Raw genomic sequence first — 26,271 nt, forward strand, 5'->3', positions numbered from 1 at the left:
ACAATGGAAGCATTAGGAATGATTGAAACCCGGGGCCTGGTTGCGCTTATTGAGGCTTCTGACGCAATGGTTAAAGCCGCACGCGTGAAGCTGGTTGGCGTGAAGCAGATCGGTGGCGGCCTGTGTACTGCCATGGTGCGTGGCGATGTGGCGGCGTGTAAAGCCGCGACGGATGCCGGTGCCGCAGCGGCACAGCGCATTGGCGAGCTGGTCTCGGTACACGTTATTCCGCGTCCGCATGGTGATCTGGAAGAAGTGTTCCCGATCAGCTTTAAAGGCGATAGCAGCAACCTGTAACCGTTCTTTGTGACGTCACCTGCTGGCGTCACGTTCTCCCTTTTGCAAATGGCTCTCTACGGAGGGCAGGGAACTGCTTTACCTGAAATAAGCCACGGAGGCGGATATGAAGCTGGCAATCGTCACAGGACAAATTGTTTGTACCGTCCGCCATCAGGGACTGGCGCACGACAAATTGCTGATGGTGGAAATGATTGACGCCCAGGGTAATCCCGACGGGCAGAGCGCCGTCGCTATCGACAATATTGGCGCGGGGCCCGGTGAGTGGGTGCTGTTGGTTAGCGGTAGCTCAGCCCGCCAGGCGCATGCGCGTGAATCCTCTCCCGTCGACCTGTGCGTGATTGGCATCGTCGATGAAGCGGTGGCTGGTGGTCAGGTGATCTTTCACAAATAGGGCATAAGAAAATGAATCAACAGGATATTGAACAGGTCATCAAAGCGGTACTGCTGAAGATGAAAGACAGCAGTCAGCCTGCTGGCGCCGTTCATGAAATGGGCGTCTTTGCCTCCCTGGATGACGCCGTTGCGGCAGCGAAAGTTGCCCAACAGGGGCTGAAGAGCGTGGCGATGCGCCAGCTTGCCATTCATGCCATTCGTGAAGCGGGCGAAAAACACGCCCAGGAATTAGCAGAACTTGCCGTGACTGAAACCGGCATGGGACGCGTTGACGATAAATTTGCCAAAAACGTCGCTCAGGCGCGCGGTACGCCGGGCGTGGAGTGTCTCTCCCCGCAGGTGTTGACCGGCGATAACGGCCTGACGCTGATTGAAAACGCGCCGTGGGGCGTGGTGGCTTCGGTAACACCGTCCACCAACCCGGCCGCGACCGTCATTAACAACGCCATCAGCCTGATTGCCGCTGGCAACAGCGTAGTCTTTGCGCCGCATCCGGCAGCGAAAGGTGTTTCTCAGCGCGCGATCGGCCTGCTTAATCAGGCGGTGGTTGCGGCGGGCGGCCCGGCAAACCTGCTGGTCACCGTGGCGAACCCGGATATCGAAACTGCCCAGCGGCTGTTTAAGTACCCCGGCATCGGCCTGCTGGTCGTCACCGGCGGCGAAGCGGTAGTGGAATCCGCGCGCAAGCATACCAACAAACGCCTGATTGCTGCCGGAGCCGGTAACCCACCGGTGGTGGTTGATGAGACCGCCGACCTGGCGCGCGCCGCGCAGTCCATCGTCAAAGGCGCGTCGTTTGATAACAACATCATCTGCGCCGATGAAAAAGTGCTGATTGTGGTTGATAGCGTCGCCGATGAGCTGATGCGCCTGATGGAAGGCCAACATGCGGTGAAACTGACTCCCGCTCAGGCCGAGCAGCTCCAGCCGGTGCTGCTGAAAAATGTCGATGAGCGCGGCAAAGGCACCGTCAGCCGTGATTGGGTCGGGCGCGATGCGGGCAAGATTGCCGCGGCCATCGGTCTGAACGTCCCGGAGCAAACGCGCCTGCTGTTCGTTGAAACCTCAGCCAGCCATCCGTTTGCGGTGACCGAACTGATGATGCCGGTGCTGCCTGTGGTGCGGGTCGCCAACGTCGAAGAGGCCATCGCCCTGGCGGTCCAGCTTGAAGGCGGTTGCCATCACACGGCGGCGATGCACTCGCGCAATATCGACAACATGAACCAAATGGCCAACGCCATCGACACCAGCATTTTCGTTAAAAACGGACCGTGCATTGCCGGGCTTGGACTGGGCGGTGAAGGCTGGACCACCATGACCATCACCACGCCAACCGGGGAAGGGGTGACCAGTGCGCGCACCTTTGTTCGCCTGCGGCGCTGTGTGCTGGTGGATGCGTTCCGCATCGTATAAGGAGTGAAAGAGATGGCGCACGACGAACAACTTTGGCTCACCTCCAGACTGCAAAAAGCGGCAGCCCTGTGTAATCAGACGCCTGCCGCCAGTGAATCACCGCTGTGGCTGGGCGTGGATTTAGGCACCTGCGACGTGGTGTCGATGGTTGTCGACAGCGAAGGGCAGCCGGTGGCGGTGTGCCTGGACTGGGCTGACGTCGTGCGTGACGGCATCGTCTGGGATTTCTTCGGTGCCGTCACCATCGTGCGCCGCCATCTCGACACCCTCGAACAGCAGCTTGGCTGCCGCTTTACCCACGCGGCGACCTCGTTTCCGCCGGGCACCGATCCGCGTATTTCGATCAATGTGCTGGAGTCCGCCGGGCTGGAAGTCAGCCATGTGCTGGATGAACCGACCGCGGTGGCGGATCTGCTGCAACTGGATAACGCGGGCGTGGTGGATATCGGCGGCGGTACCACCGGCATCGCTATCGTCAAACGAGGCGAGGTGACGTACTCCGCCGACGAAGCCACCGGTGGTCATCACATCTCCCTGACGCTTGCCGGAAACCGCCGTATTCAACTGGAAGAAGCGGAGCAGTACAAGCGCAGCAACGCTCAGGAGATCTGGCCGGTGGTGAAGCCGGTATACGAAAAGATGGCTGAGATTGTTGCTCACCATATTGAAGGGCAGGGAATTGCTGATTTATGGCTGGCGGGCGGCTCCTGTATGCAGCCGGGCGTGGATGCGCTTTTTCGCAAGCGCTTCCCGGAATTGCAGGTGCATTTGCCTCAGCACAGCCTGTTTATGACCCCGCTGGCAATTGCCAGCAGCGGGAGAGAGAAAGCGGAGGGAATCTATGCAAGCTGAATTGCAGACGGCGCTCTTTCAGGCATTCGATACCCTGAATCTGCAACGCGTAAAAACCTTTAGCGTACCGCCGGTCACGCTGTGCGGCCTCGGCGCGCTCAGCACCTGCGGGCAGGAAGCGCAAACTCGCGGTTTGAGCCATCTGTTCGTGATGGTTGATAGTTTTTTGCATCAAGCGGGAATGACCGCCGGGCTTGAACGCAGTCTGGCGATGAAAGGCGTGGCGATGACCGTCTGGCCGTGTCCGTTGGGTGAGCCGTGCATTACCGACGTTTGTGCGGCGGTGGCGCAACTGCGCGAATCGCAGTGCGACGGCGTAGTGGCTTTTGGCGGCGGTTCAGTGCTGGATGCGGCAAAAGCGGTCGCGCTGCTGGCGACCAACCCTGATCAGACGCTGAGCGCCATGACCGAAACCAGCGCATTGCGCCCGCGCCTGGCGCTGATTGCGGTGCCGACAACGGCCGGAACCGGCTCCGAAACCACCAACGTGACGGTGATTATCGATGCGGTAAGCGGACGTAAGCAGGTGCTGGCGCATGCTTCTCTGATGCCGGACGTGGCGATTCTTGACGCTGCGCTGACTGAAGGTGTTCCTCCTCACGTGACGGCGATGACCGGTATCGATGCGCTGACTCATGCCATAGAAGCTTACAGCGCGCTCAACGCGACGCCGTTCACCGACAGCCTGGCGATTGGCGCGATTGCGATGATTGCCCAGTCGCTGCCGAAAGCGGTGGGCTACGGCCACGATCTCGCTGCGCGCGAAAGCATGTTGCTTGCCTCGTGCATGGCCGGGATGGCTTTTTCCAGCGCCGGTCTGGGCTTATGCCACGCGATGGCGCACCAGCCTGGCGCGGCGCTGCACATTCCGCACGGCCAGGCCAACGCCATGCTGCTGCCGACGGTGATGGAATTTAACCGCATGGTGTGCCGCGAACGCTTTAGCCATATCGGCCGGGCGCTAACCGGCAAGAAAACCGATCACCACGACGCAATTGCTGCCGTACGCGAGCTGATTGCCGAGGTGGGCCTGACCAAACGGCTTTCGGATGCCGGAGCGTTACCTGAACACTTCAGTGCATGGGCGCAGGCGGCGCTGGGGGATATTTGTTTGCGTACTAACCCGCGAACCGCCAACCAGGAGCAGATTATCCAGCTGTATACGGCGGCGCAATGATGCGATTTCCCGGAGTACAGGATTGCGGTGACCCCGTAGCCCGGTCAGCGAAGCGCCACCGGGAATGATGCGAGCTGGAGGGTTATCCCGGAGGCGGCGCGTAGCGCCTGTCCGGGCTACAACACCGGCATATCACTCAAGAGTTCCAGGTGTTCACAGTATCTACAAATCATAAATGACAGGGAGTAAGGGCTATGGGAATTAACGAAATCATCATGTACATCATGATGTTCTTTATGCTGATTGCCGCCGTGGACAGGATCCTGTCGCAGTTCGGCGGCTCGGCGCGCTTCCTCGGTAAGATAGGTAAAAGTATCGAGGGATCCGGCAGTCAGTTCGAAGAAGGCTTTATGGCGATGGGCGCGCTGGGCCTGGCGATGGTCGGTATGACCGCGCTGGCTCCGGTACTGGCGCATCTGCTCGGGCCGGTGATTATTCCGCTGTATGAAATGCTCGGTGCAAACCCATCGATGTTCGCCGGGACGCTGCTGGCCTGTGATATGGGTGGCTTCTTCCTCGCCAAAGAGCTGGCGGGCGGCGACATTGCGGCATGGATGTACTCCGGCCTGATTCTGGGTTCCATGATGGGGCCAACCATTGTGTTCTCCATACCGGTCGCGCTCGGCATTATCGAGCCCTCCGATCGTCGTTATCTGGCGCTGGGCGTACTGGCTGGGATTGTCACCATTCCGATCGGCTGTATTGCGGGTGGCCTGATTGCGATGTACTCCGGTGTTGAGGTTAACGGCCAGCCGGTTGAGTTCACCTTCGCGCTGATCCTGATGAACATGATCCCGGTGCTGATTGTCGCTGCGCTGGTGGCGCTGGGGCTGAAGTTTATTCCGGAAAAAATGATCAACGGCTTCCAGATCTTCGCCAAGTTCCTCGTGGCGCTGATCACCATCGGACTTGCCGCTGCGGTGATCAAATTCCTGCTTGGCTGGGATCTGATCCCTGGTCTTGACCCTATCTTTATGGCGGCCGACGACAAGCCCGGCGAAGTGATGCGCGCCATTGAAGTTATCGGATCCATCTCCTGCGTACTGCTCGGTGCCTATCCGATGGTATTGCTGCTGACCCGCTGGTTTGAAAAACCGCTGATGCGCGTCGGCAATCTGCTGAAAGTTAACAATATCGCTGCTGCTGGTATGGTCGCGACGCTGGCCAACAACATCCCGATGTTCGGCATGATGAAGCTCATGGATACTCGCGGCAAAGTCATCAACTGCGCGTTTTCGGTCTCTGCCGCTTTTGCGCTGGGCGACCACTTAGGCTTCGCCGCCGCCAATATGAACGCCATGATCTTCCCGATGATTGTCGGCAAGCTGATCGGCGGCGTGACGGCAATTGGCGTGGCGATGATGCTGGTACCGAAAGATGAAAACGTTTCTGCACCAGTAGAAACCGAAGCGGAGGCGCAATCGTGAACACGCGCCAGCTGCTGAGCGTCGGTATCGATATCGGCACCACCACCACCCAGGTGATCTTTTCGCGCCTTGAGCTGGTGAACCGTGCGGCGGTGTCGCAGGTGCCGCGCTACGAATTCATCAAACGCGAAATTAGCTGGCAAAGCCCGGTCTTCTTTACCCCCGTCGATAAGCAGGGCGGTCTGAAGGAGGCTGAACTTAAGGCGCTGATTCTGGCCCAGTATCAGGCCGCAGGCATTGCGCCTGAATCGGTGGACTCCGGGGCAATCATTATCACCGGGGAAAGCGCGAAAACCCGCAACGCGCGCCCGGCGGTGATGACGCTGTCGCAGTCGCTGGGGGACTTTGTGGTTGCCAGCGCCGGTCCGCATCTGGAGTCGGTGATTGCCGGTCACGGCGCCGGGGCGCAAACCCTGTCGGAGCAGCGCCTGTGTCGGGTGCTGAACATCGACATCGGTGGCGGTACCTCGAACTACGCCCTGTTTGATGCCGGAAAAGTCAGCGGTACAGCCTGCCTGAACGTCGGTGGTCGTCTGCTGGAGACCGATGGGCAAGGGCGCGTGGTTCACGCTCATCAGCCGGGGCAGAGGATTGTCGATGAGGTTTTCGGCGCTGGCACCGATGCCCGTTCGCTTAATGCAACCCAGCTGATTCAGGTGGCGCGACGGATGGCGGCGCTTATCGTCGAGGTTATCGACGGCACGCTCTCTCCACTGGCGCAAAAGCTGATGCAGACCGGATTGCTGCCCGCCGATAAGAAGCCAGATGTGATTACCCTTTCCGGCGGGGTGGGAGAGTGCTACCGCAACCAGCCCGCCGATCCGTTCTGTTTTTCTGATATTGGGCCGCTGTTGGCGATGGCGCTGCATGAGCATCCGCGCCTGCGCGAAATGAATGTGCAGTTTCCAGCGCAAACCGTGCGCGCCACGGTGATTGGCGCGGGAGCGCACACGCTGTCGCTCTCCGGCAGCACCATCTGGCTGGACGATGTCGCTTTGCCGATTCGTAACCTGCCGGTGGCGATCCCGCTTGAGTCTGCTGACCTCGTGACGGCCTGGCAGCAGGCGCTGGTACAGCTCGATCTGGATCCTCAAACCGATGCTTACGTGCTGGCGCTTCCCGCATCGCTTCCGGTGCGCTACGCCGCATTGCTCACGGTTATTGACGCGCTTGTCGCCTTTATCGCGCGTTTTCCCAATCCGCATCCCCTGCTGGTGGTAGCCGAGCAGGATTTTGGCAAGGCGCTGGGCATGCTGCTGCGCCCGCAGTTACAACAACTCCCGCTGGCGGTCATCGATGAGGTGAGCGTCCGGGCGGGGGACTATATCGACATTGGTACGCCTCTTTTTGGCGGATCGGTTGTGCCGGTGACGGTGAAATCACTCGCATTTCCTTCCTGAGGGAACGACTTATGAAACTAAAGACCACATTGTTCGGCAATGTTTATCAGTTTAAGGATGTAAAAGAGGTGCTGGCTAAAGCCAACGAACTGCGTTCGGGGGATGTGCTGGCGGGCGTGGCGGCGGAGAGTTCGCAGCAGCGTGTGGCGGCGAAGCAGGTGCTGTCCGATATGACGGTTGCCGATATTCGTAATAACCCGGTGATCCCTTACGAGGAAGACTGCGTGACGCGCCTGATTCAGGACGACGTCAATGAAACCGCCTATAACCGTATTAAGAACTGGACCATCAGCGACCTGCGCGAATACGTGCTGAACGACGAAGTGACCAGCGACGATATCGCGTTTGTGCGCAAAGGGCTGACCTCCGAAGTGGTGGCGGCGGTGGCGAAGATCAGTTCCAACGCTGACCTGATCTACGGCGCGAAGAAAATGCCGGTGATCAAAAAAGCCAACACTACCATCGGCCTGCCGGGCACCTTTAGCTGCCGTCTGCAGCCGAACGATACCCGTGACGATGTGCAAAGTATTGCCGCGCAAATCTACGAAGGGCTCTCCTTCGGCGCGGGCGATGCGGTGATTGGCGTTAACCCGGTCACCGACGACGTGGAGAACCTGACCCGCGTGCTCGATACCGTTTACGGCGTTATCGACAAATTCAATATCCCGACCCAGGGCTGCGTACTGGCGCACGTCACCACCCAGATCGAAGCGATTCGTCGCGGCGCGCCGGGCGGGTTGATTTTCCAGAGTATCTGCGGCAGTGAGAAGGGCTTAAAAGAGTTCGGCGTGGAGCTGGCGATGCTCGATGAAGCGCGCGCGGTTGGCGCGGAGTTCAACCGTATCGCCGGGGAAAACTGCCTGTACTTTGAAACCGGGCAGGGCTCGGCGCTGTCGGCTGGCGCGAATTTCGGTGCCGATCAGGTGACGATGGAAGCACGTAACTACGGTCTGGCGCGGCACTACGATCCGTTCCTCGTTAACACCGTGGTGGGCTTTATCGGGCCAGAGTATCTCTACAACGACCGGCAGATTATCCGCGCGGGTCTGGAAGATCACTTTATGGGCAAGCTGAGCGGCATCTCGATGGGCTGCGACTGCTGCTACACCAACCACGCTGACGCCGACCAGAACCTCAACGAAAATCTGATGATTCTGCTCGCCACCGCCGGTTGCAACTACATCATGGGCATGCCGCTCGGCGACGACATCATGCTCAACTATCAGACCACCGCGTTTCACGATACCGCCACCGTCCGTCAGTTGCTGAATTTACGGCCGTCGCCGGAGTTCGAACGCTGGCTGGAAACCATGGGCATTATGGCAAACGGTCGCCTGACCAAACGGGCGGGCGATCCGTCACTGTTCTTTTGATGACGCGGGGATGACACATGATGGATCAAAAGCAGATTGAAGAAATTGTACGTAGCGTGATGGCGTCAATGGGACAACCGCAAACCACGGCGGCAGCGCCGCAGGCTGCGGTGACGAAGTGCGCCAGCCAGTGTGAAGTTGCCGCGGAGAGTTGCGAACTGGATTTAGGTTCGCCTGAAGCCAAGGCCTGGATTGGCGTGCAGCAGCCGCATCGTGCGGAAGTGCTGGCCGAGCTCAAGCGCAGCACCGTGGCGCGCGTTTGTACCGGTCGTGCCGGTCCACGCCCGCGCACCCTCGCGCTGTTGCGCTTTCTTGCCGACCATTCGCGTTCCAAAGATACGGTATTGAAAGAGGTGCCGGAAGAGTGGGTGAAAACCCAGGGCTTGCTGGAGGTGCGTTCAGAAATTAGCGACAAAAACCTCTACCTGACGCGCCCGGATATGGGTCGTCGCCTGAGTGCTGAAGCGATTGAAGCGCTTAAAACGCAGTGCGTCATGAGCCCGGATGTGCAGGTGGTGGTTTCCGATGGCCTCTCGACCGACGCGATCACCGTCAACTATGAAGAGATCCTGCCGCCGCTGTTGTCGGGCCTGAAACAAGCTGGATTGAAGGTCGGCACGCCGTTCTTTGTGCGCTACGGGCGCGTCAAAATCGAAGATCAAATTGGCGAAATTCTCGGTGCGAAAGTCGTTGTCCTGTTGGTGGGTGAGCGTCCGGGGCTAGGGCAGTCGGAAAGCCTCTCCTGCTACGCCGTTTACTCTCCGCGCGTGGCGACTACCGTCGAAGCGGATCGTACCTGCATTTCGAATATTCACCAGGGCGGTACGCCGCCGGTAGAAGCGGCCGCGGTGATTGTCGATTTGGCCAAACGCATGCTGGAGCAGAAGGCTTCCGGCATCAACATGACTCGTTAAGGAGGCATCATGCCTGCATTAGATTTAATTCGCCCCTCTGTGACGGCCATGCGCGTGATTGCTTCGGTGAATGACGGTTTCGCGCGCGAACTTAAATTACCGCCACATATACGTAGCCTCGGACTCATCACGGCAGATTCTGATGACGTGACTTATATTGCCGCTGACGAAGCGACAAAACAGGCAATGGTTGAAGTGGTTTATGGCCGTTCTCTGTACGCTGGCGCGGCTCACGGTCCTTCGCCGACAGCGGGGGAAGTGCTGATTATGCTGGGCGGCCCTAACCCGGCGGAGGTTCGCGCCGGTCTGGATGCGATGGTCGCGCATATTGAAGGCGGTGCGGCGTTTCAGTGGGCGAACGACGCTGAAGATACCGCATTCCTCGCACATGTAGTTTCGCGCACCGGCTCGTATCTCTCGTCGACTTCAGGCATCGCGCTGGGCGACCCATTGGCTTATCTGGTCGCGCCGCCTTTGGAAGCGACGTTTGGTATCGATGCGGCGTTGAAATCAGCGGACGTTCAGTTGGTGACCTACGTGCCACCGCCGTCAGAAACCAACTATTCGGCGGCGTTTCTGACCGGGAGCCAGGCTGCCTGTAAAGCCGCCTGCAACGCCTTTACCGATGCCGTTCTGGATATAGCCCGCCATCCAATCCAGCGCGCGTAAGGGGGCTGTGATGATCAACGCGCTGGGATTACTGGAAGTGGATGGCATGGTTGCCGCCGTTGACGCAGCGGATGCCATGCTGAAAGCGGCCAACGTGCGTCTACTCAGCCATGAAGTTCTCGACCCCGGGAGGCTGACGCTGGTGATTGAAGGCGATCTGGCGGCGTGCCGTGCGGCGCTGGATGCCGGAAGTGCTGCTGCACAGCGCACGGGTCGTGTTATTAGCCGCCGGGAAATTGGCCGACCGGAAGAGGATACCCAGCGGCTGATTAGCGGCTTTCAACGCCAGCAGGAAACGCCGGAGGCACCTGCAACGACAGAGTCATCAGAAGCTCTGGTGGCGCTGCTGACATCGGTGCGTCAGGGAATGACTGCAGGGGAGGTGGCCGCGCATTTCGGCTGGTCGCTTGAAGAAGCCAGAAAGGCGCTGGAGCAGCTCTTTTCTGCCGGGGCGTTGCGTAAACGCAGTAGTCGCTATCGCTTAAAAAATTAACCAGTCGGAGGTGCCGGGAGCGCGACAGGGTTCCCGGCTCAAAAGATCATGAAAAAGAAAAAACCGGCAAACCTGCACCATCTTTATCATGAAGCATTACCCGAAGACGTTAAACTTACGCCGATGGTGGAAGTGGATAATATTCACCAGCGGCGAACTACCGATGTTTATGAGCACGCTCTGACGATTACCGCCTGGCAGCAGATTTACGATCAGCTGCATCCGGGGCAATTCCACGGTGAGTTCACTGAGATTCTTCTCGATGATATTCAGGTGTTCCGTGAGTATACCGGTCTGGCGCTGCGCCAATCCTGCCTGGTGTGGCCGAATTCCTTCTGGTTCGGAATTCCGGCGACGCGCGGTGAGCAGGGCTTTATTGGTTCGCAGTGTATTGGTAGCGCTGAAATCGCCACCCGGCCCGGCGGAACGGAATTCGAATTAAGTACGCCGGATGACTACACCATTCTGGGGGTGGTTATCTCCGAGGATGTCATTTCCCGTCAGGCCAGCTTCCTGCATCACCCGGAAAGAGTGCTGCATATGCTGCGAAACCAGTCGGCGCTGGAGGTGAAAGAGCAGCATAAAGCCGCGCTGTGGGGCTTTGTGCAGCAGGCGCTGGCGACATTTAGCGAGAGTCCGGACAATCTTCATCAGCCTGCGGTGCGCAAAGTTCTGGGCGATAATCTGCTGTTGGCGATGGGGGCGATGCTGGAAGAGGCGCAGCCGATGGTCACCGCCGAGAGCATCAGCCATCAAAGCTATCGACGGCTACTATCCCGGGCGCGAGAGTATGTGCTGGAGAATATGTCGGAGCCGCTGACCGTTCTCGACTTATGTAATCAGCTGCATGTTAGCCGCCGCACGCTGCAAAATGCTTTTCACGCCATTCTGGGGATTGGCCCGAACGCGTGGCTGAAGCGCATTCGTTTAAACGCGGTACGTCGGGAGCTTATTAGCCCGTGGTCGCAAAGCGCGACAGTCAAAGATGCCGCGATGCAGTGGGGATTCTGGCATTTGGGACAGTTCGCCACCGATTATCAACAGCTATTTGCCGAGAAACCGTCGCTGACGCTGCATCAAAGGATGCGCCAGTGCGTTTGATGTTGGTGGGCAGGCTCTCCGGTTGCTGACAACGTGCGCGTTTCGGCAATTGCCCGGTGGCGGCTAGCGCCTTACCGGGCCTACGAGATCCGCGTATGACATCAAGCCCGTAGCTAGTAAGGGCAATATACCGTGAACGTTTGTCTATTTTTAGTCAGCAACCCGCAGGCGGCTATTGGCTTGCAGACGGCTGTGAATCCGTAGGCCGGGCAAGGCGTTAGCCGCCGCCCGGCAGAAACGCGGGCACAATATTCAAAACAGTTTTGTCATCAGGTTATGAGGTTGAGCGTTTATGTTTGCTGATAAGATGTCGCCGTTGTACGGCAAGTGGGGCAGATAAACCCGTAAAGCATCCCTTCGGCGTATTCCTCAATATCTTCATAACTTATCTGCGCGAGGAACATCATCGTTTGCGCGCATGTTGGACATTTTGGATATTCCGCATCCTGAACCCAGGCCGGATGACCGCCGAGCTGTGAAAAGGTCGTGGGTAAATTGGGATCGGCGGCGAACAGCGGCAAGCGCGTTTCGCCAGGATGCAGTATATCAAGCGGGAGCGTTATCCAGTCGGCGGAGTTCTTCACCGCCAGCGCCGAGATCGCATTTTTTTCGAACCATCGCGGCTGACCCTGGGGATCCAGTGTCGCGAAAACGGTGTCATATACCGTACAGCACTGGCAGATCAGAATACGAATTTTCTCTGGCCAGCAATCCGCGCTGAGACCGACGGCGCCCGGCGCAACCTCAAACAGATTGATCAGCGGCAGGGAGCAGTGCGGGCAGTTCTCACCATATTCTGTGACGGCGCGAAAAACGGCAGGTTGTTTAGGCGCCTGTTTTACCAGATGGGTACATTGCGAGAAGTAAAGATCGCGCCTGCTACCATTTTCAGCGAGCTCCCATCCTGCCTGGTGAGCATAGTGATGAGGGAGGACATAAAGTGAAGCACTCCACGAAGGTGGTTCCTGACGCCATCGGTTAAAACGCTCAACGACAACCTCATCGCCAATCCAGGCCAGTGCGCAAAGAATGCCGTCACGGTTTTCGGCATCGGTTTCAACCTTCTGCAAAAGCGCATCGCGTACGTCAGGCGGCGCGCGGTGAAAAGGCAGGGGGGAAGCTAGCTCCAGTTCCTCTTCATTTATTACCAGGCGTAAGAAATTATCCAGATTTGCCCGGGTAAATGCCGCCAGGCACAGAGCAATTTCCTGTGCATCATCCTCGTAACCAGAATCAAATAAATCTTCTGCATAATCGGCCATGTAGCGGCATTCATCAGCGGAGAGCTTTTTGTAAAGCTCATCGGTTGGAATGGGGCAGGGGACCCATTCGATTAACGGATCGTGTTCCCGGGGCTCATGAACGAGTTTAAGCATTTCAACAGGGTCGCTAATACCGCTGAACGCATCGATCGTTTTTCTGTTTTTCCGGATATATTCTTCCTGCTCTTGCCGATAGCGCGCATTGACGCAGGGCATGCAATAACCCTCCGTGCGGGCAGCCGTCGCTGGCAGAATGTGATGTGAGCATTGCGGGTTTTTGCAGGGAATTCGCTCGTCCATGCGGTAAATATTCCATATCAGATATGTCGAACGCCTACTGTACCGCGGTGAAAGCTTAACAGCAGCAGGCTGTTATCCGATTTTTTCCGTGTAAGTGGTCACGATAAATATCGTCAACTTTTCCACTTGGCTATTTTTTCGGGGAAGGAGGCTTTTAATAAACAGATCGGTAAATTAAACCCAATCTCTTACCTGAATAAATTCGCTGAGCGCCGCCTCCGGGCTGCCCGCTTCCGGCTGATAATCATATTCCCAGCGGACTAGCGGAGGCATCGACATCAGGATGGATTCGGTGCGTCCGCCGGTTTGCAGGCCGAACAGGGTGCCGCGATCCCACACCAGATTGAACTCCACGTAGCGCCCGCGACGGTAGAGTTGAAAATCGCGCTCGCGCTCGCCCCAGAGCATCTCTTTACGTCGCTCGACAATCGGTAAATATGCGTCGGTATAGCCGTTGCCAACCGCCTGCATAAAGTCGAAACCATGGTCGAAATTCGGGGTATTCAAATCATCGAAAAACAGCCCGCCGATACCGCGCTGCTCATTACGATGTTTGAGGAAGAAATAATCGTCACACCATTTTTTGTAGCGCGGATAAACCTCTTCGCCGAATGGGCGGCATAAATCACGGGCGGTACGATGCCAGTGAACGGCATCTTCTTCAAAACCGTAATAGGGGGTTAAATCGAAGCCGCCACCGAACCACCACACTGGGTCCGCGCCCGGTTTTTGCGCAATAAAGAAGCGCACGTTGGCATGGCTGGTGGGAATGTACGGACTGCGCGGATGCACCACCAGCGACACGCCCATGGCTTCGAAGCTGCGGCCCGCCAGCTCAGGGCGATGAGCGGTAGCAGAAGCTGGCATCGCATCGCCGTGTACATGCGAGAAGTTCACGCCTGCCTGCTCAAAGATACCGCCGTCGCGCAGCACCCGGCTGCGCCCGCCGCCGCCGGCTTCCCGCTGCCAGCTATCTTCAACGAAATCGCTGCCGTCAACGGCGCTCAGCTTTTGGCAGATAGTGTCCTGCAACTGAAGAAGGAATGCTTTTACCTGCTGCGCGTCGGGTTTCATTAACGTCTCGTCGAATGGGCTTTCTGGTTATCGAACCAGTGGAAATAACTAATAATGCCGTTAGCAATCGCCGTGGCGATTTTCTGCCGGAACGCGGTAGTGCCCAGCAGCTTTTCTTCATTCGGATTGGTAATAAATGAAGTTTCTACCAGTACCGACGGAATCGATGGCGATTTCAGCACCACGAACGCCGCCTGTTCAGTATTGCGGCTGTGCAGCTTATGCACCGGCTTTATCTTTTTCAGGATATGCGAGCCGAGCGTCAGGCTGTTTTTGATGGTATCAGTTTGTACCAGGTCGAAGAGCACTTGCTGCAATAGGTGGTCTTTATCCGTCGCTTTCTTGCCAGCGACTTCATCCGCACGGTTTTCACGATCGGAGAGGTATTTTGCCATGGCGCTACTGGCGCCGCGGTTGGAAAGGGCGAACACGGAGGCCCCGGCCGCGCTCGGATTGGTGAAACCGTCGGCGTGAATCGACATGAAGAGGTCGGCACCGTGCTGATGGGCTATCTCTACGCGGTCGTATAGCGGAATAAAGGTATCGCCGCTGCGCGTCAGTCGCGCATCGATGCCGTTGTTGCGCAGAATGCTGCGCACGTTTTTAGCGATCGCCAGGACAACGTGTTTCTCTTTTGAGCCGTTATGGCCAATTGCGCCGGTATCAATGCCGCCATGGCCCGGGTCGAGCATGACGACGCGTTTAGCGCCTTTTTTCTTCGCGGCGGGTTTGCTGTGACCGTTAGATGTTTTTAACGGTTGTTCTTTCGCGCTGGCCTGTGAGGCGATCCCTGAAAGGGTGATTGCTGCCAGCCCGGCTTTCAGCACCTGGCGGCGCGAAGAAAGTATTTTTAAGGGTTTAAAAGTGCTCATTCGGCCTGAATTGCAAACAAGTGGTAACCAATGTTATATCGTATCGTGTTTTCTGATACGACCATTCAAAATAAGAATTGTTTTACTTTTCATTTCAATACATGACAAAGTCATATTATGCCATTTTTTGCGGCTCATTGCGCCTGATATTGGCTATCGCGCGCAATCGCGCCATAATCACTGTTTTTAACCGTTAATGGTGGGGAATACCATGGAGATACGCGTTTTTCGCCAACAAGATTTCGAAGAGGTGATTACCCTGTGGGAGCGTTGCGATCTCCTGCGGCCATGGAACGATCCGGAAATGGATATTGAACGTAAGCTGAACCACGATGCCAGCTTGTTCCTGGTTGCCGAGGTTAATGGTGAAGTCGTCGGCACGGTAATGGGTGGTTATGACGGCCATCGCGGGTCGGCTTATTACCTTGGCGTGCACCCTGAATATCGTGGTCGCGGCATTGCGAATGCGTTGCTTAACCGGCTGGAGAAAAAGCTGATTGCCCGCGGCTGTCCAAAAATCAACATTATGATACGTGAAGATAACGACGTGGTTCAGGGGATGTACGAGCGGCTCGGCTATGAGCATTCGGACGTGCTGTGCCTCGGTAAACGCTTAATTGAAGATGAAGAATACTGAATTTATCCCCTCCGATTTTGATAGCCATGGTCGCCTGCGTTTGCCGTTCCTTTTTTGGTGCGTGCTGCTGTTGCAGGCGCGGACGTGGGTGTTGTTTCTGATGGCAGGCGCGTCGCGTCAACAAGGCGATGCGCTGCTGAATCTGTTTTATCCGAATTATGATAATTTTTGGCTGGGGTTGCTGCCCGGTATTCCGGCAGTGCTGGCGTTTGTCGTCAGCGGACACCGTCAAAAATTTCCTCGGCTTTGGCCGCTGATGCGCTGGCTGCTGGTCTTCTCGCAAATATTGCTGCTGGTCTGGCAGCCGTTACTGTGGCTGAGCGGTGAATCACCTTCGGCGGTGACCATTGCCCTGTTGGCGGCGGATCTTTACGCGCTCTGGTGGCTATTGAGCAGTCGTCGGCTGAAAGCCTGTTTTCGTGACGAACAGCTTTAAGGGCACTTTTTGCCGATCGCGTACTCCAACATGCGTTGAATTAATAAGAAAGGACTGAGTCATGAAATCGCGACGTTTACTTCTCTGCGCATTACCGCTGGTCTTAACCGGTTGCTCAACAATGAGCGCGGTCAACTGGTCAGCGGCCTATCCGTGGAACTGGTTTGGTTCCTCAACGGAGGTTACCGAGCAGGGCGTGGGCAACCTGACCGCCGCGACGCCGATGAGCGAGCAGGCCATTAGCGATGCGCTTGGCAGCAGCTATCGCCTGCGCAGCGGCATGAAAACCGCCAATGGCAACATCGTGCGCTATTTCGAAGCGTTAAAAGATGACAAGGTCGCGCTGACCATCAACGGTGAGAGCGGCACCATCAGCCGTATCAACGTGCGCGATAGCAATATCGAAGCCGCCAGCGGCGTGAAAATAGGCACACCGTTTAGCGACATCTACAGTAAAGCTTTCGGCAACTGCCAGAAAGGCCATCATGACAGCGGCACGGTTGTGGAATGTAAAGCCAAAGGCAGCCAGCACATCAGCTATGTATTCACTGGTAACTGGAGCGGGCCTGAAGAGCTGATGCCTTCTGACGACACGCTGAAGAACTGGCCGGTGAGCGAGATTATCTGGCGTCGCTAATTTGATCTGAAGTGATTCGACGTCCTGAAAAAGCGAGTACAATAGCACCTTAAAAAGGCCACAGCGTTGTGGCTGTATAATTTCAGGAGGAGCGATGTCTCAGGTTCAGAGCGGCATTTTGCCGGAACATTGCCGTGCGGCGATTTGGATTGAAGCGAATGTTAAAGGCGACGTTGATGCACTGCGTGAAGCCAGCAAGGTTTTTGCCGATAAGTTAGCTACTTTTGAGGCGAAATATCCGGATGCTAAGCTGGGGGCGGTGGTTGCTTTTGGCCATAACGTCTGGCGTCAGCTGAGCGGCGGCGTGGGCGCGGAAGAGTTAAAAGACTTCCCGGTCTATGGTAAAGGTCTGGCGCCGTCAACTCAGTATGATGTGCTAATTCATATTCTGTCCGCACAGCATGAGGTGAATTTCTCTGTCGCTCAGGCGGCAATGGCTGCGTTTGGCGCTGTTATTGATATCAAAGAAGAGGTTCACGGCTTCCGCTGGATTGAAGAGCGCGACCTGAGCGGCTTTGTTGATGGCACCGAAAACCCGGCGGGTGAAGAGACGCGCCGTGAAGTCGCCGTTATCAAAGATGGCGTTGATGCAGGCGGCAGCTACGTTTTCGTTCAGCGCTGGGAACATAACCTCAAACAGCTTAACCGCATGAGTGTTCCAGACCAGGAAATGATGATTGGTCGGACCAAAGAAGCCAACGAAGAGATTGACGGCGACGATCGTCCGGAAACCTCCCACCTGAGCCGCGTTGATCTGAAGGAAGATGGTAAAGGCCTGAAGATTGTGCGCCAGAGCCTGCCGTACGGTACCGCCAGCGGCGTTCATGGTCTCTACTTCTGTGCCTACTGCGCGCGCCTGTACAACATTGAGCAGCAGTTGCTGAGTATGTTCGGCGATACCGATGGTAAGCGCGATGCGATGCTGCGCTTTACTAAACCGGTGACCGGCGGGTACTACTTCGCGCCGTCGCTGGAGAGGTTGCAGGCACTGTAAACTTTTCCCCTCACCCTAACCCTCTCCCCACCGGGGAGAGGGGATCGATCGGCGTTGTGGGTGAGTACAGTTTTTCCTCAGCGCGGCAGACGGAACGATCGGCGTTGTTGGTGAGCTCGAGCGCCGACTGCCTTTCTCCCTCACCCTCAGGGAGAGGGCCGGGGTGGGAGTATCGGCGACTCAAGTGCTTCAAGTATCCTCCCCATCACCGCCTCCTCATGATGTTCAAACTCATTATTCCAGAAACGTAAAACCTGCCATCCCTGACCCTGCAACCAACGGGTGCGACGGGCATCGTAAACACTCCTCTCATCGTGTTGCCCGCCATCCAGCTCAATCGCCAGCCGTACTGAGCAGCAGGCAAAATCGAGAATATAGGGGCCTACGGGATGCTGGTGGCGAAACTTATAGCGAGCAAAGCGACGGTCGCGGAGTGAATACCACAGTCGACGTTCCGCAGGCGTTAAGCTACGTCTGAGCTACCGAGCTAATATCTGTGCATTTTTCATGTCAGCACAGTGCCCGCTTACCCACGGTTTGTCATAATGACACTTCGATTCTGGAAGCCGAATTCAGAAATGCTTTCCCATGTCCTTATTCTCTTTTCGACTTCCAAATCGCCAAACGGTATATAAAACCGTTACTCCTTTCATCACCGTTATAAATATGATGATCACCAGAAAGTCATCAAATTGATAAGGGTGCGCAATGGCCGTTAAATCACTGAAAAAAGGATATCTGGCGCTGGCAGCTTCTGTGCTGTTGGTTGCGCAGGCGCAGGCGACGGAACTGCTGAACAGTTCCTACGATGTTTCCCGCGAGCTGTTTGCCGCCCTTAACCCGCCGTTTGAACAGCAGTGGGCGAAAGATAACGCTGGCGATAAGCTGACGATTAAACAATCTCATGCCGGGTCATCAAAACAGGCGCTGGCGATTCTGCAAGGCCTGAAGGCCGACGTGGTGACCTATAACCAGGTGACCGACGTGCAGATCCTGCACGACAAAGGCAAGCTGATTCCGGCCGACTGGCAAAGCCGTTTGCCGAATAACAGCTCGCCGTTTTACTCCACCATGGGATTCCTGGTGCGCAAAGGTAATCCGAAAAATATTCACGACTGGAATGACCTGGTGCGCTCCGATGTGAAACTGATTTTCCCGAACCCGAAAACCTCAGGCAACGCGCGTTATACCTATTTAGCCGCGTGGGGCGCCGCGGACAAAGCTGACGGTGGCGATAAAGCCAAAACCGAGCAGTTTATGACCCAATTTCTGAAGAACGTCGAAGTGTTTGATACCGGTGGTCGCGGTGCTACTACCACCTTTGCGGAACGCGGGTTGGGCGATGTACTGATTAGTTTTGAATCGGAAGTGAATAACATCCGCAAACAGTACGAAGATCAGGGATTCGAGGTGGTTATTCCTAAAACCAATATCCTGGCTGAATTCCCTGTGGCCTGGGTGGATAAAAACGTCAAAGCCAACGGTACGGAAAAGGCGGCGAAGGCCTACCTGACCTGGCTCTATAGCCCACAAGCGCAGACAATTATTACCGACTATTACTATCGCGTGAACAACCCGAAAGTGATGGATGGATTGAAAGATAAATTCCCGCAAACTGAACTGTTCCGCGTAGATGACCAGTTTGGATCATGGCCGGAAGTGATGAAAACCCACTTTGTCAGCGGCGGTGAGCTGGACAAACTGCTGGCGGCGGGGCGTAAGTAATGTTTGCTGTTGCATCAAAGCGCGTGCTGCCGGGCTTTACCCTGAGCCTCGGCACCAGCCTGCTGTTTGTTTGCTTGATTCTGCTGCTGCCGTTGAGCGCGCTGGTGATGCAGCTCTCTGAGATGACCTGGGCTCAGTACTGGGATGTGGTCACTAATCCCCAGGTGGTGGCGGCCTATAAAGTCACCCTGCTGTCGGCCTTCGTAGCGTCGATTTTCAACGGCATATTTGGTCTCCTGATGGCGTGGATCCTTACGCGCTACCGTTTTCCGGGCCGTACTCTGCTGGATGCGTTGATGGATCTGCCGTTTGCCCTGCCGACGGCAGTAGCGGGTCTGACGCTGGCGTCGCTATTCTCGGTCAACGGTTTTTACGGCGAGTGGCTGGCGAAGTTTGATATCAAAGTGACCTATACCTGGCTGGGTATCGCAGTAGCCATGGCCTTTACCAGCATCCCGTTTGTGGTTCGTACGGTGCAGCCGGTGCTCGAAGAGCTGGGTCCGGAGTATGAAGAAGCTGCGGAAACGCTGGGCGCGACGCGTCTGCAGAGCTTTCGCAAAGTGGTGTTGCCGGAGCTGTCTCCGGCGCTGCTGGCTGGGATTGCGTTGTCGTTTACCCGTAGCCTCGGCGAGTTCGGTGCGGTGATTTTTATCGCCGGTAACATCGCGTGGAAAACGGAAGTGACCTCGCTGATGATTTTCGTTCGTTTGCAGGAGTTTGATTACCCTGCCGCCAGCGCGATTGCTTCGGTGATCCTCGCGGCATCGTTACTGCTACTGTTCTCAATTAACACCCTGCAAAGTCGCTTTGGTCGACGTGTGGTAGGTCATTAATGGCGATCGTTGCTCAATTGAAGCGTTATGACGCGCCCCGTATTAACTGGGGAAAATGGTTTCTGATTGGTACCGGGATGCTGGTTTCCGCCTTCATTCTGATTGTGCCGATGGTCTATATCTTCGTGCAGGCGTTTAGCAAAGGCCTGATGCCGGTGCTGCAAAACCTTGCCGATCCGGACATGCTGCATGCTATCTGGCTGACGGTGATGATTGCTTTGATTACCGTGCCGGTAAACCTGGTGTTCGGTGTGCTGCTTGCCTGGCTGGTGACGCGCTTTACTTTTCCGGGCCGCCAGCTGCTGCTGACGCTGCTGGATATTCCGTTTGCCGTCTCGCCGGTGGTGGCGGGGCTGGTCTATTTGCTGTTTTACGGTTCTAACGGCCCGCTGGGCGGTTGGCTCGATGAGCACAACCTGCAGATCATGTTCGCCTGGCCGGGTATGGTGCTGGCGACCATCTTTGTGACCTGCCCGTTTGTGGTTCGCGAGCTGGTGCCGGTGATGATGAGCCAGGGTAGCCATGAAGATGAGGCGGCGATTTTACTCGGCGCTTCGGGCTGGCAGATGTTCCGTCGCGTTACCTTGCCAAACATCCGCTGGGCGCTGCTCTACGGCGTGGTGCTGACCAACGCCCGCGCCATCGGTGAATTCGGCGCCGTGTCGGTAGTTTCCGGCTCGATTCGCGGCGAAACTTTATCGCTGCCGCTGCAAATTGAATTACTGGAGCAGGACTACAATACCGTCGGCTCGTTTACCGCTGCGGCTTTGCTGACGTTAATGGCTATTTTGACCTTGTTTTTGAAGAGTATGGTGCAATGGCGTTTGGCCAATCAGGAAAAACGCGCGCAACTGGAGGGAAATCATGAGCATTGAGATTGCCAATATTAAGAAGTCTTTTGGTCGCACCCAGGTGCTGAATGATATCTCACTGGATATCCCCTCCGGACAGATGGTTGCGCTGCTGGGGCCGTCCGGCTCCGGGAAAACTACGCTGCTGCGTATTATTGCCGGGCTGGAGAATCAGTCCAGCGGGCATATCCGTTTTCACGGCACCGACGTGAGCCGCGTGCATGCGCGCGATCGCAAAGTTGGATTCGTGTTCCAGCACTACGCGCTGTTTCGCCATATGACGGTGTTCGACAACATTGCTTTTGGCCTGACGGTGCTGCCTAGGCGCGAACGGCCAAATGCGGCCGGTATTAAAGCAAAAGTGACCAAACTGCTGGAAATGGTGCAGCTGGCGCATCTGGCCGATCGCTATCCGGCCCAGCTCTCCGGCGGGCAAAAGCAGCGCGTGGCTTTGGCTCGTGCGCTGGCGGTTGAACCGCAAATCCTGCTGCTGGATGAGCCTTTCGGCGCGCTGGATGCCCAGGTGCGTAAAGAGCTGCGGCGCTGGCTGCGTCAGCTGCATGAAGAGCTGAAATTCACCAGCGTATTTGTGACGCATGATCAGGAAGAAGCCACCGAAGTGGCGGATCGCGTGGTGGTGATGAGCCAGGGCAATATCGAACAGGCCGATGCGCCTGACCTAGTGTGGCGTGAGCCTGCCACCCGCTTTGTGCTGGAGTTTATGGGCGAAGTTAACCGCCTGAAAGGCACCATTCGCGGCGGTCAGTTCCACGTCGGCGCGCATCGCTGGCCGTTAGGCTATACCCCGGCATACCAGGGGCCGGTCGATCTGTTCCTGCGTCCGTGGGAAGTGGATATCAGCCGTCGCACCAGCCTTGATTCGCCGCTGCCGGTACAGGTACTGGAAGCCAGCCCCAAAGGCCACTACACCCAATTAGTTGTTCAGCCTCTTGGGTGGTATGACGAACCGTTGACCGTGGTACTGCAGGGAGAAGACGCGCCGTATCGCGGTGAGCGCCTGTTTGTCGGCTTACAAAATGCACGCCTGTACAACGGCAATGAACGTATCGAGCCACGCGGGGAGCTTGCTCTGGCTGAATCGGCCTGATAGCTTGATCCGCAAGTTTATCGCCGTTTTCGCAACGGCAGGATTTGGTAGCCCGGGTTAGACGCAATGCGTCGCCATTCGGGAACGTTTGCAGGCCGGGTAAACTCTCACCCGGCCTTTTTATTGGGCAAAAACCGTGAATACATTAGAACAAACAATTGGCAATACGCCTCTGGTGAAATTACAACGCCTTGCGCCTGACAACGGCAGCGAAATCTGGGTCAAGCTGGAAGGGAACAACCCTGCGGGGTCGGTGAAAGATCGCGCTGCGCTGTCGATGATTGTTGAAGCCGAAAAGCGCGGTGAGATTAAGCCCGGCGATGTGCTGATTGAGGCGACCAGCGGCAATACCGGCATCGCGCTGGCAATGATTGCTGCGCTCAAAGGCTATCAGATGAAGCTGCTGATGCCGGATAACATGAGTCAGGAGCGTCGTGCCGCTATGCGCGCCTACGGTGCCGAACTGATTCTGGTCACCAAAGAGCAGGGGATGGAAGGCGCGCGCGATCTGGCGCTGGAGATGGCCCAACGCGGCGAAGGTAAGCTTTTGGATCAGTTCAATAATCCGGATAACCCTTACGCGCACTACAACACCACCGGGCCGGAGATCTGGCAGCAGACTGACGGACGAATCACCCATTTTGTCTCCAGTATGGGCACGACCGGGACCATTACCGGTGTCTCACGCTTTCTGCGCGAGCAAGATAAAGCGGTGAGCATTGTTGGGCTGCAGCCAGAAGAGGGGAGCAGTATTCCGGGGATTCGCCGCTGGCCAGCCGAATATATGCCGGGAATTTTTAACGCACAGCTGGTGGATGAGGTGCTGGATATTCATCAGCAGGATGCGGAAAACATCATGCGAATGTTGGCGGTGCGGGAAGGTATTTTCTGCGGCGTCAGTTCCGGCGGCGCGGTGGCGGGCGCATTACGTATTGCCCGTGAAAACCCTGGCTCGGTGGTGGTGGCGATCGTCTGCGATCGTGGCGATCGCTACCTCTCTACCGGGGTCTTTGGCGAAGAGCACTTCGCCCAGGGCGCGGGGATTTAAACCTCGGGAACGTCAAGCAGGTCAGTACCGTAGGAGTTATCTACGGTACATAGCCAGCGCTCACCCTGCTGGCGAAAGACATAGGTTGCGCGCCGTGTGACCTGTGTCGTGCCGCCTTCCGCCGTTGGGATATCCAGTCGGGTTTCCATAATCACCAGCGCATTGCCGCCGCCTTCAATAATCTCCATCTTCCCCTGCGTCACCACCAGCCGGTGCTGAAAATAATCGGCGATGGCGATAAACGCTTTGCGGATATTCTCTTTGCCCCTGACTACCATTCCTGGCTTAACCACCAGCGCGGCGTCTTCAGCGTAATACTCCATCAGGCTGGCGTAATCCTCCTGCGAGATGGCGCGATCGCAGGCTTCAATGGCGGCTTTTAACTGCGGGTTGGGATTGTGCATCTCTGATGGCCCTTTTTGTGAGCTATTGATTTTCCACCGTGACCGTTTTATCTGTCTCAGCGATCAGGGTGTGCAGGTACGGCTGCGCGTTTTCGTCGCTTTTTCCAGGGATCCTGACGATATAGGGCTTCCCAGTAATAGACGACGATGATGCTACCTTATCAATAAATTGCTCGGCGGTATCGATGCGGTTACGGGTATTACCAAGTTTTAACCGCAGATGTGATACTGCTTCCTCGCAGGTATGGGCATCGCCATTGCGTACGAAGATCAGATCCTTTTTTTGCCCCAGGGCGTCGAGCATCGCGTTAATGCGCGCTTCTTGATAAGCGTTGAGTTTGGCAAAGGCGGGAAGTGTAAGAAATAATGCCATTACCGCGCAGAGAATGTTCTTCATCTTGAGTCCCTTCCATAGTGGTTTGTTCGCGATAAAGTTTACTCTTTCCGCAGTGAGGGGATTTAGCTTTAAGAAAAACGATCGCTTTTGGTTAATTCATCGTCAGTTTGTCGAGAAACGTCCACAGTTTCTGATTCATCTCACGGTAGTCCCAGCCGCGCATTTCTTGTTCGCTGCGGATGAAACGTCTGCCTCTGGCGGCGCTGAGCTCTGGCTGCGAATGAGCAATCAGCAGCTCAATGACCTCAGCATCAAATTCCATATGGCATTGGAAACCATATACCCGGTCGCTATATTTCACTATCTGCCGCGGGCAGCCTTCGCTGGAGGCCATCACTTCCGCTTCCGGGGTCAGTCCCGGCATGTCGTTATGCCAATGGCCAACCTCCAATGAAGGGCCAAAGTGGGAGAGTTTGCTATCCTGCAGGCCCGCAGTGGTTAGCGTTATCGGATAATGACCAACCTCTTTTTCCGGGCTTTGCATCACCGGCGCGCCCAGCGCTTCGCCAATCAGCTGCGAGCCGAGGCAAATGCCAATGACCGTTCGCCCGGCAGCAATCGCCCGGGCGATTAAGCGCTGCTCGGCATGGGTATCAAAATAAGGGCATTCAGATAGCGTCGTGCGCGGCGATTGCGGGCCGCCCAGCACAACCAGCATATCAAAGTCATCCGCATTTTCTAGCAGTGCATCGCCTGCGTAAACGCGTGACCAACTGGTAGCGTAGCCGCGCGCCTGCGCCCAATGCAGATACGCTCCCGGCGCTTCAAAGACTTCATGGACAATAAAGTGGATCTGCATAGCGTTAACTCCTGTCAATGTTGTTGTAATACCTGGCATAAATCATCGGCGAGCTTATTGATTTCATCATCGTTCAGCGTGGCGAGCGAAAGGCGAAGTCCGTGCGACGGTGTGCCAACACCGAACGTTTCTCCTTCACGAACCAGCCAACCCGCGTGCGCCAGACGTAGGGCAATCGGCTGACTGGGTTTCTCCAGGGGAAGCCAAAAGTTAAGACCGTCTCCAGGTGTAAAATGGGTGAGTCCACGCAAAGAGAGCGCGGTGACCAGTTTTTCATGTTGTTGGCGATAGTGGTGTTGGCTCTGCGTTAAAGATGCCATAAAGGCGCTATCATTCAGGCAGGCCAGCACCAGATCCTGCAGCAGATGGCTGACCCATTGGCTGCCGGAGTTCAGGCGCAGGCGCAGCGCCGCCGATGTGTCTGGATCGCTGGCGACAATGGCCAGGCGCATATCCGGTCCCAGCGTTTTTGACAGCGACCGTACCAGCGCCCAGCGCTGAGTTTCCGTGGGAAGTGGGGAGTACCAGGGCGTCGCAGACAGCAACGCAAAATGGTCATCGACAATCACCAGCACCTGCGGGTAGCGGGCAAGTATTTCACGTATCGCCCGGGCGCGTGTTTCGCTGAGGCTACAGCCAGTAGGGTTGTGCGCGCGGGGGGTAATAATGACCGCCCGCGCGCCGTTGCGTAGCGCTTCTTCAAGCGCTGCGGGCTGCATCCCTTCACTATCCACCGGCACTGGCGAAGGGTTAAAACCGGCATAGCGCAGCATGTTGATACTGCTGAGAAAGCAGGGGTCTTCGATAGCTACGCTATCGCCGGGCAACAGCAGGGCGCAGAGCAGACGCTCAAGCGCATCGATAGCGCCGCTGGCCAGGTTAATCTCGGCGTCTATGCCCAAGTCTTTATTCACCCAGGTGCGGGCCCAGGCGGCAAGCTGCGGTTCAACTGCCGCATCGCCGTAGAGACGTGGGGTGGCTGCGATAGCGCTGAAGTAGCGTTTAATGTCGGCCAGACGATTAGGGTCAGGATTGCCGCTGGAAATATCTTTCAACAGCGAAGAGGGATCGCCCCCTTCAAGCTCGGGGAGAGTATTGTGTGTCTTGATGACCGTACCATTACGCCCCTGGCTGATGGCTAATCCAGAGGTGACTAACCGCTTATAGGCTGAAGCGACGGTGTTGCGGTTAACCGAGAGATTGGTAGCCAGCTCGCGAACCGGCGGCAGAACATCGCCTGGTTTTAATACGCCGCTTTGTACCAGATGACGGACGTTATCGAAGATCTCACTAGCGGTTTTTCCGACAAACATTATTGACCTATGACAAAATGAATTTTAGCATAGGACGAATGATAATCAGAGTATGACCCGCTGTCCAGC

Annotated in this window: 28 protein-coding genes and 1 pseudogene; 21 read left to right on the forward strand and 8 right to left on the reverse strand. The window is 56.4% G+C overall.

Annotated elements, in window-relative coordinates; genetic code table 11:
* Positions 1–3 precede the first annotated feature (3 nt).
* From eutM to eutR, 12 genes are all read left to right on the forward strand, one after another.
* Positions 4–297: an ethanolamine utilization microcompartment protein EutM gene (eutM, locus tag ACMYSL_RS08225; RefSeq protein ID WP_110272172.1), complete on the forward strand. Its 294-nt coding sequence runs from the start codon at positions 4–6 to the stop codon at positions 295–297.
* A 106-nt stretch (positions 298–403) separates the two neighbouring features.
* Positions 404–691: an ethanolamine utilization microcompartment protein EutN gene (gene eutN, locus ACMYSL_RS08230; RefSeq protein ID WP_110272173.1), complete on the forward strand. Its 288-nt coding sequence runs from the start codon at positions 404–406 to the stop codon at positions 689–691.
* Positions 692–702: 11 nt separating this feature from the next.
* Entirely contained in the window at positions 703–2,106 is a 1,404-nt protein-coding gene (locus ACMYSL_RS08235) for an aldehyde dehydrogenase family protein (RefSeq protein WP_182240259.1), read from the forward strand.
* Positions 2,107–2,118: 12 nt separating this feature from the next.
* Positions 2,119–2,958, forward strand: a complete 840-nt coding sequence (gene eutJ, locus ACMYSL_RS08240) for an ethanolamine utilization protein EutJ (protein ID WP_434662151.1) — start codon at positions 2,119–2,121, stop codon at positions 2,956–2,958.
* A complete protein-coding gene (eutG, locus tag ACMYSL_RS08245) occupies positions 2,948–4,135 on the forward strand; it encodes an ethanolamine utilization ethanol dehydrogenase EutG (protein WP_182240255.1) in 1,188 nt (395 codons plus the stop codon). Before eutJ ends, eutG begins: the two co-directional genes overlap by 11 nt.
* A 194-nt stretch (positions 4,136–4,329) precedes the next feature.
* Positions 4,330–5,562: an ethanolamine utilization protein EutH gene (gene eutH / locus ACMYSL_RS08250; RefSeq protein ID WP_434662153.1), complete on the forward strand. Its 1,233-nt coding sequence runs from the start codon at positions 4,330–4,332 to the stop codon at positions 5,560–5,562.
* The gene (gene eutA, locus ACMYSL_RS08255; protein WP_434662155.1) at positions 5,559–6,962 is read left to right on the forward strand and encodes an ethanolamine ammonia-lyase reactivating factor EutA; all 1,404 of its coding nucleotides are present in this window, start codon (positions 5,559–5,561) and stop codon (positions 6,960–6,962) included. The genes eutH and eutA overlap by 4 nt, the downstream gene beginning before the upstream one ends.
* Positions 6,963–6,973: 11 nt before the next feature.
* Positions 6,974–8,335 carry an ethanolamine ammonia-lyase subunit alpha gene (gene eutB / locus ACMYSL_RS08260; RefSeq protein ID WP_112212898.1) on the forward strand — a complete coding sequence of 454 codons (1,362 nt, stop codon included), beginning with the start codon at positions 6,974–6,976 and terminating at the stop codon, positions 8,333–8,335.
* Positions 8,336–8,355: 20 nt separating this feature from the next.
* Positions 8,356–9,249: an ethanolamine ammonia-lyase subunit EutC gene (gene eutC, locus ACMYSL_RS08265; protein WP_182240877.1), complete on the forward strand. Its 894-nt coding sequence runs from the start codon at positions 8,356–8,358 to the stop codon at positions 9,247–9,249.
* A gap of 9 nt (positions 9,250–9,258) precedes the next feature.
* Positions 9,259–9,918, forward strand: a complete 660-nt coding sequence (gene eutL, locus ACMYSL_RS08270; RefSeq protein WP_110272180.1) for an ethanolamine utilization microcompartment protein EutL — start codon at positions 9,259–9,261, stop codon at positions 9,916–9,918.
* Positions 9,919–9,928: 10 nt separating this feature from the next.
* Positions 9,929–10,411, forward strand: a complete 483-nt coding sequence (eutK, locus tag ACMYSL_RS08275) for an ethanolamine utilization microcompartment protein EutK (protein WP_110272181.1) — start codon at positions 9,929–9,931, stop codon at positions 10,409–10,411.
* A gap of 48 nt (positions 10,412–10,459) precedes the next feature.
* Positions 10,460–11,512 carry an HTH-type transcriptional regulator EutR gene (gene eutR / locus ACMYSL_RS08280; protein ID WP_181485382.1) on the forward strand — a complete coding sequence of 351 codons (1,053 nt, stop codon included), beginning with the start codon at positions 10,460–10,462 and terminating at the stop codon, positions 11,510–11,512.
* A 290-nt stretch (positions 11,513–11,802) separates the two neighbouring features.
* On the opposite strand, the gene ACMYSL_RS08285 is transcribed toward eutR, so the two are convergent.
* The 3 genes from ACMYSL_RS08285 to amiA form a co-directional block, all read right to left on the reverse strand.
* Positions 11,803–13,074, reverse strand: a complete 1,272-nt coding sequence (locus ACMYSL_RS08285; RefSeq protein ID WP_434662158.1) for a DUF1963 domain-containing protein — start codon at positions 13,072–13,074, stop codon at positions 11,803–11,805.
* A 174-nt stretch (positions 13,075–13,248) separates the two neighbouring features.
* Entirely contained in the window at positions 13,249–14,148 is a 900-nt protein-coding gene (hemF, locus tag ACMYSL_RS08290; RefSeq protein WP_434662159.1) for an oxygen-dependent coproporphyrinogen oxidase, read from the reverse strand.
* On the reverse strand, positions 14,148–15,020 hold the full coding sequence (gene amiA, locus ACMYSL_RS08295; RefSeq protein ID WP_182240247.1) for an N-acetylmuramoyl-L-alanine amidase AmiA: 873 nt from the start codon (positions 15,018–15,020) through the stop codon (positions 14,148–14,150). The genes hemF and amiA overlap by 1 nt, the downstream gene beginning before the upstream one ends.
* Positions 15,021–15,231: 211 nt before the next feature.
* Between amiA and ACMYSL_RS08300 the strand changes: the two genes are divergently transcribed.
* The 4 genes from ACMYSL_RS08300 (at position 15,232) to ACMYSL_RS08315 (ending at position 17,724) form a co-directional block, all read left to right on the forward strand.
* Complete coding sequence (locus ACMYSL_RS08300; protein WP_004104360.1) at positions 15,232–15,657, forward strand: GNAT family acetyltransferase; 426 nt, start codon at positions 15,232–15,234, stop codon at positions 15,655–15,657.
* Positions 15,644–16,093 carry a DUF2919 domain-containing protein gene (locus tag ACMYSL_RS08305; protein ID WP_434662161.1) on the forward strand — a complete coding sequence of 150 codons (450 nt, stop codon included), beginning with the start codon at positions 15,644–15,646 and terminating at the stop codon, positions 16,091–16,093. The genes ACMYSL_RS08300 and ACMYSL_RS08305 overlap by 14 nt, the downstream gene beginning before the upstream one ends.
* A 61-nt stretch (positions 16,094–16,154) precedes the next feature.
* On the forward strand, positions 16,155–16,730 hold the full coding sequence (locus tag ACMYSL_RS08310; RefSeq protein WP_434662162.1) for an RpoE-regulated lipoprotein: 576 nt from the start codon (positions 16,155–16,157) through the stop codon (positions 16,728–16,730).
* Between the two features lie 94 nt (positions 16,731–16,824).
* Positions 16,825–17,724, forward strand: coding sequence for a Dyp-type peroxidase (locus tag ACMYSL_RS08315; RefSeq protein WP_434662164.1), 900 nt, complete (start codon positions 16,825–16,827; stop codon positions 17,722–17,724).
* Positions 17,725–17,870: 146 nt separating this feature from the next.
* Here the strand turns inward: ACMYSL_RS08315 and ACMYSL_RS08320 are convergent.
* Positions 17,871–18,203, reverse strand: a pseudogene (locus ACMYSL_RS08320) (endonuclease domain-containing protein); the annotation flags it as partial.
* Between the two features lie 229 nt (positions 18,204–18,432).
* Here ACMYSL_RS08320 and cysP point away from each other — a divergent pair.
* The 5 genes from cysP (at position 18,433) to cysM (ending at position 23,289) form a co-directional block, all read left to right on the forward strand.
* Entirely contained in the window at positions 18,433–19,449 is a 1,017-nt protein-coding gene (cysP, locus tag ACMYSL_RS08325; protein WP_434662165.1) for a thiosulfate/sulfate ABC transporter substrate-binding protein CysP, read from the forward strand.
* On the forward strand, positions 19,449–20,282 hold the full coding sequence (gene cysT, locus ACMYSL_RS08330; RefSeq protein WP_434662167.1) for a sulfate/thiosulfate ABC transporter permease CysT: 834 nt from the start codon (positions 19,449–19,451) through the stop codon (positions 20,280–20,282). Before cysP ends, cysT begins: the two co-directional genes overlap by 1 nt.
* Positions 20,282–21,157, forward strand: a complete 876-nt coding sequence (gene cysW, locus ACMYSL_RS08335; protein ID WP_110272190.1) for a sulfate/thiosulfate ABC transporter permease CysW — start codon at positions 20,282–20,284, stop codon at positions 21,155–21,157. The genes cysT and cysW overlap by 1 nt, the downstream gene beginning before the upstream one ends.
* Complete coding sequence (cysA, locus tag ACMYSL_RS08340) at positions 21,147–22,241, forward strand: sulfate/thiosulfate ABC transporter ATP-binding protein CysA (RefSeq protein WP_181485391.1); 1,095 nt, start codon at positions 21,147–21,149, stop codon at positions 22,239–22,241. The genes cysW and cysA overlap by 11 nt, the downstream gene beginning before the upstream one ends.
* 136 nt (positions 22,242–22,377) lie before the next feature.
* Entirely contained in the window at positions 22,378–23,289 is a 912-nt protein-coding gene (gene cysM, locus ACMYSL_RS08345; protein WP_434662169.1) for a cysteine synthase CysM, read from the forward strand.
* On the opposite strand, the gene ACMYSL_RS08350 is transcribed toward cysM, so the two are convergent.
* The 4 genes from ACMYSL_RS08350 to ptsJ form a co-directional block, all read right to left on the reverse strand.
* The gene (locus tag ACMYSL_RS08350; RefSeq protein ID WP_182240235.1) at positions 23,286–23,693 is read right to left on the reverse strand and encodes a YybH family protein; all 408 of its coding nucleotides are present in this window, start codon (positions 23,691–23,693) and stop codon (positions 23,286–23,288) included. The two genes, cysM and ACMYSL_RS08350, sit on opposite strands and share 4 nt — an antisense overlap.
* Positions 23,694–23,715: 22 nt before the next feature.
* Positions 23,716–24,090, reverse strand: a complete 375-nt coding sequence (locus tag ACMYSL_RS08355) for a YfeK family protein (RefSeq protein WP_304252572.1) — start codon at positions 24,088–24,090, stop codon at positions 23,716–23,718.
* A 91-nt stretch (positions 24,091–24,181) separates the two neighbouring features.
* Positions 24,182–24,889: a type 1 glutamine amidotransferase gene (locus ACMYSL_RS08360; protein WP_434662172.1), complete on the reverse strand. Its 708-nt coding sequence runs from the start codon at positions 24,887–24,889 to the stop codon at positions 24,182–24,184.
* 14 nt (positions 24,890–24,903) lie between these two features.
* On the reverse strand, positions 24,904–26,202 hold the full coding sequence (gene ptsJ / locus ACMYSL_RS08365; protein WP_434662173.1) for a transcriptional regulator PtsJ: 1,299 nt from the start codon (positions 26,200–26,202) through the stop codon (positions 24,904–24,906).
* Between the last annotated feature and the right edge of the window lie 69 nt (positions 26,203–26,271).

The organism is Klebsiella sp. MISC125 (assembly GCF_051131775.1).
In the GTDB taxonomy this organism is placed as follows: Bacteria; Pseudomonadota; Gammaproteobacteria; order Enterobacterales; family Enterobacteriaceae; genus Klebsiella.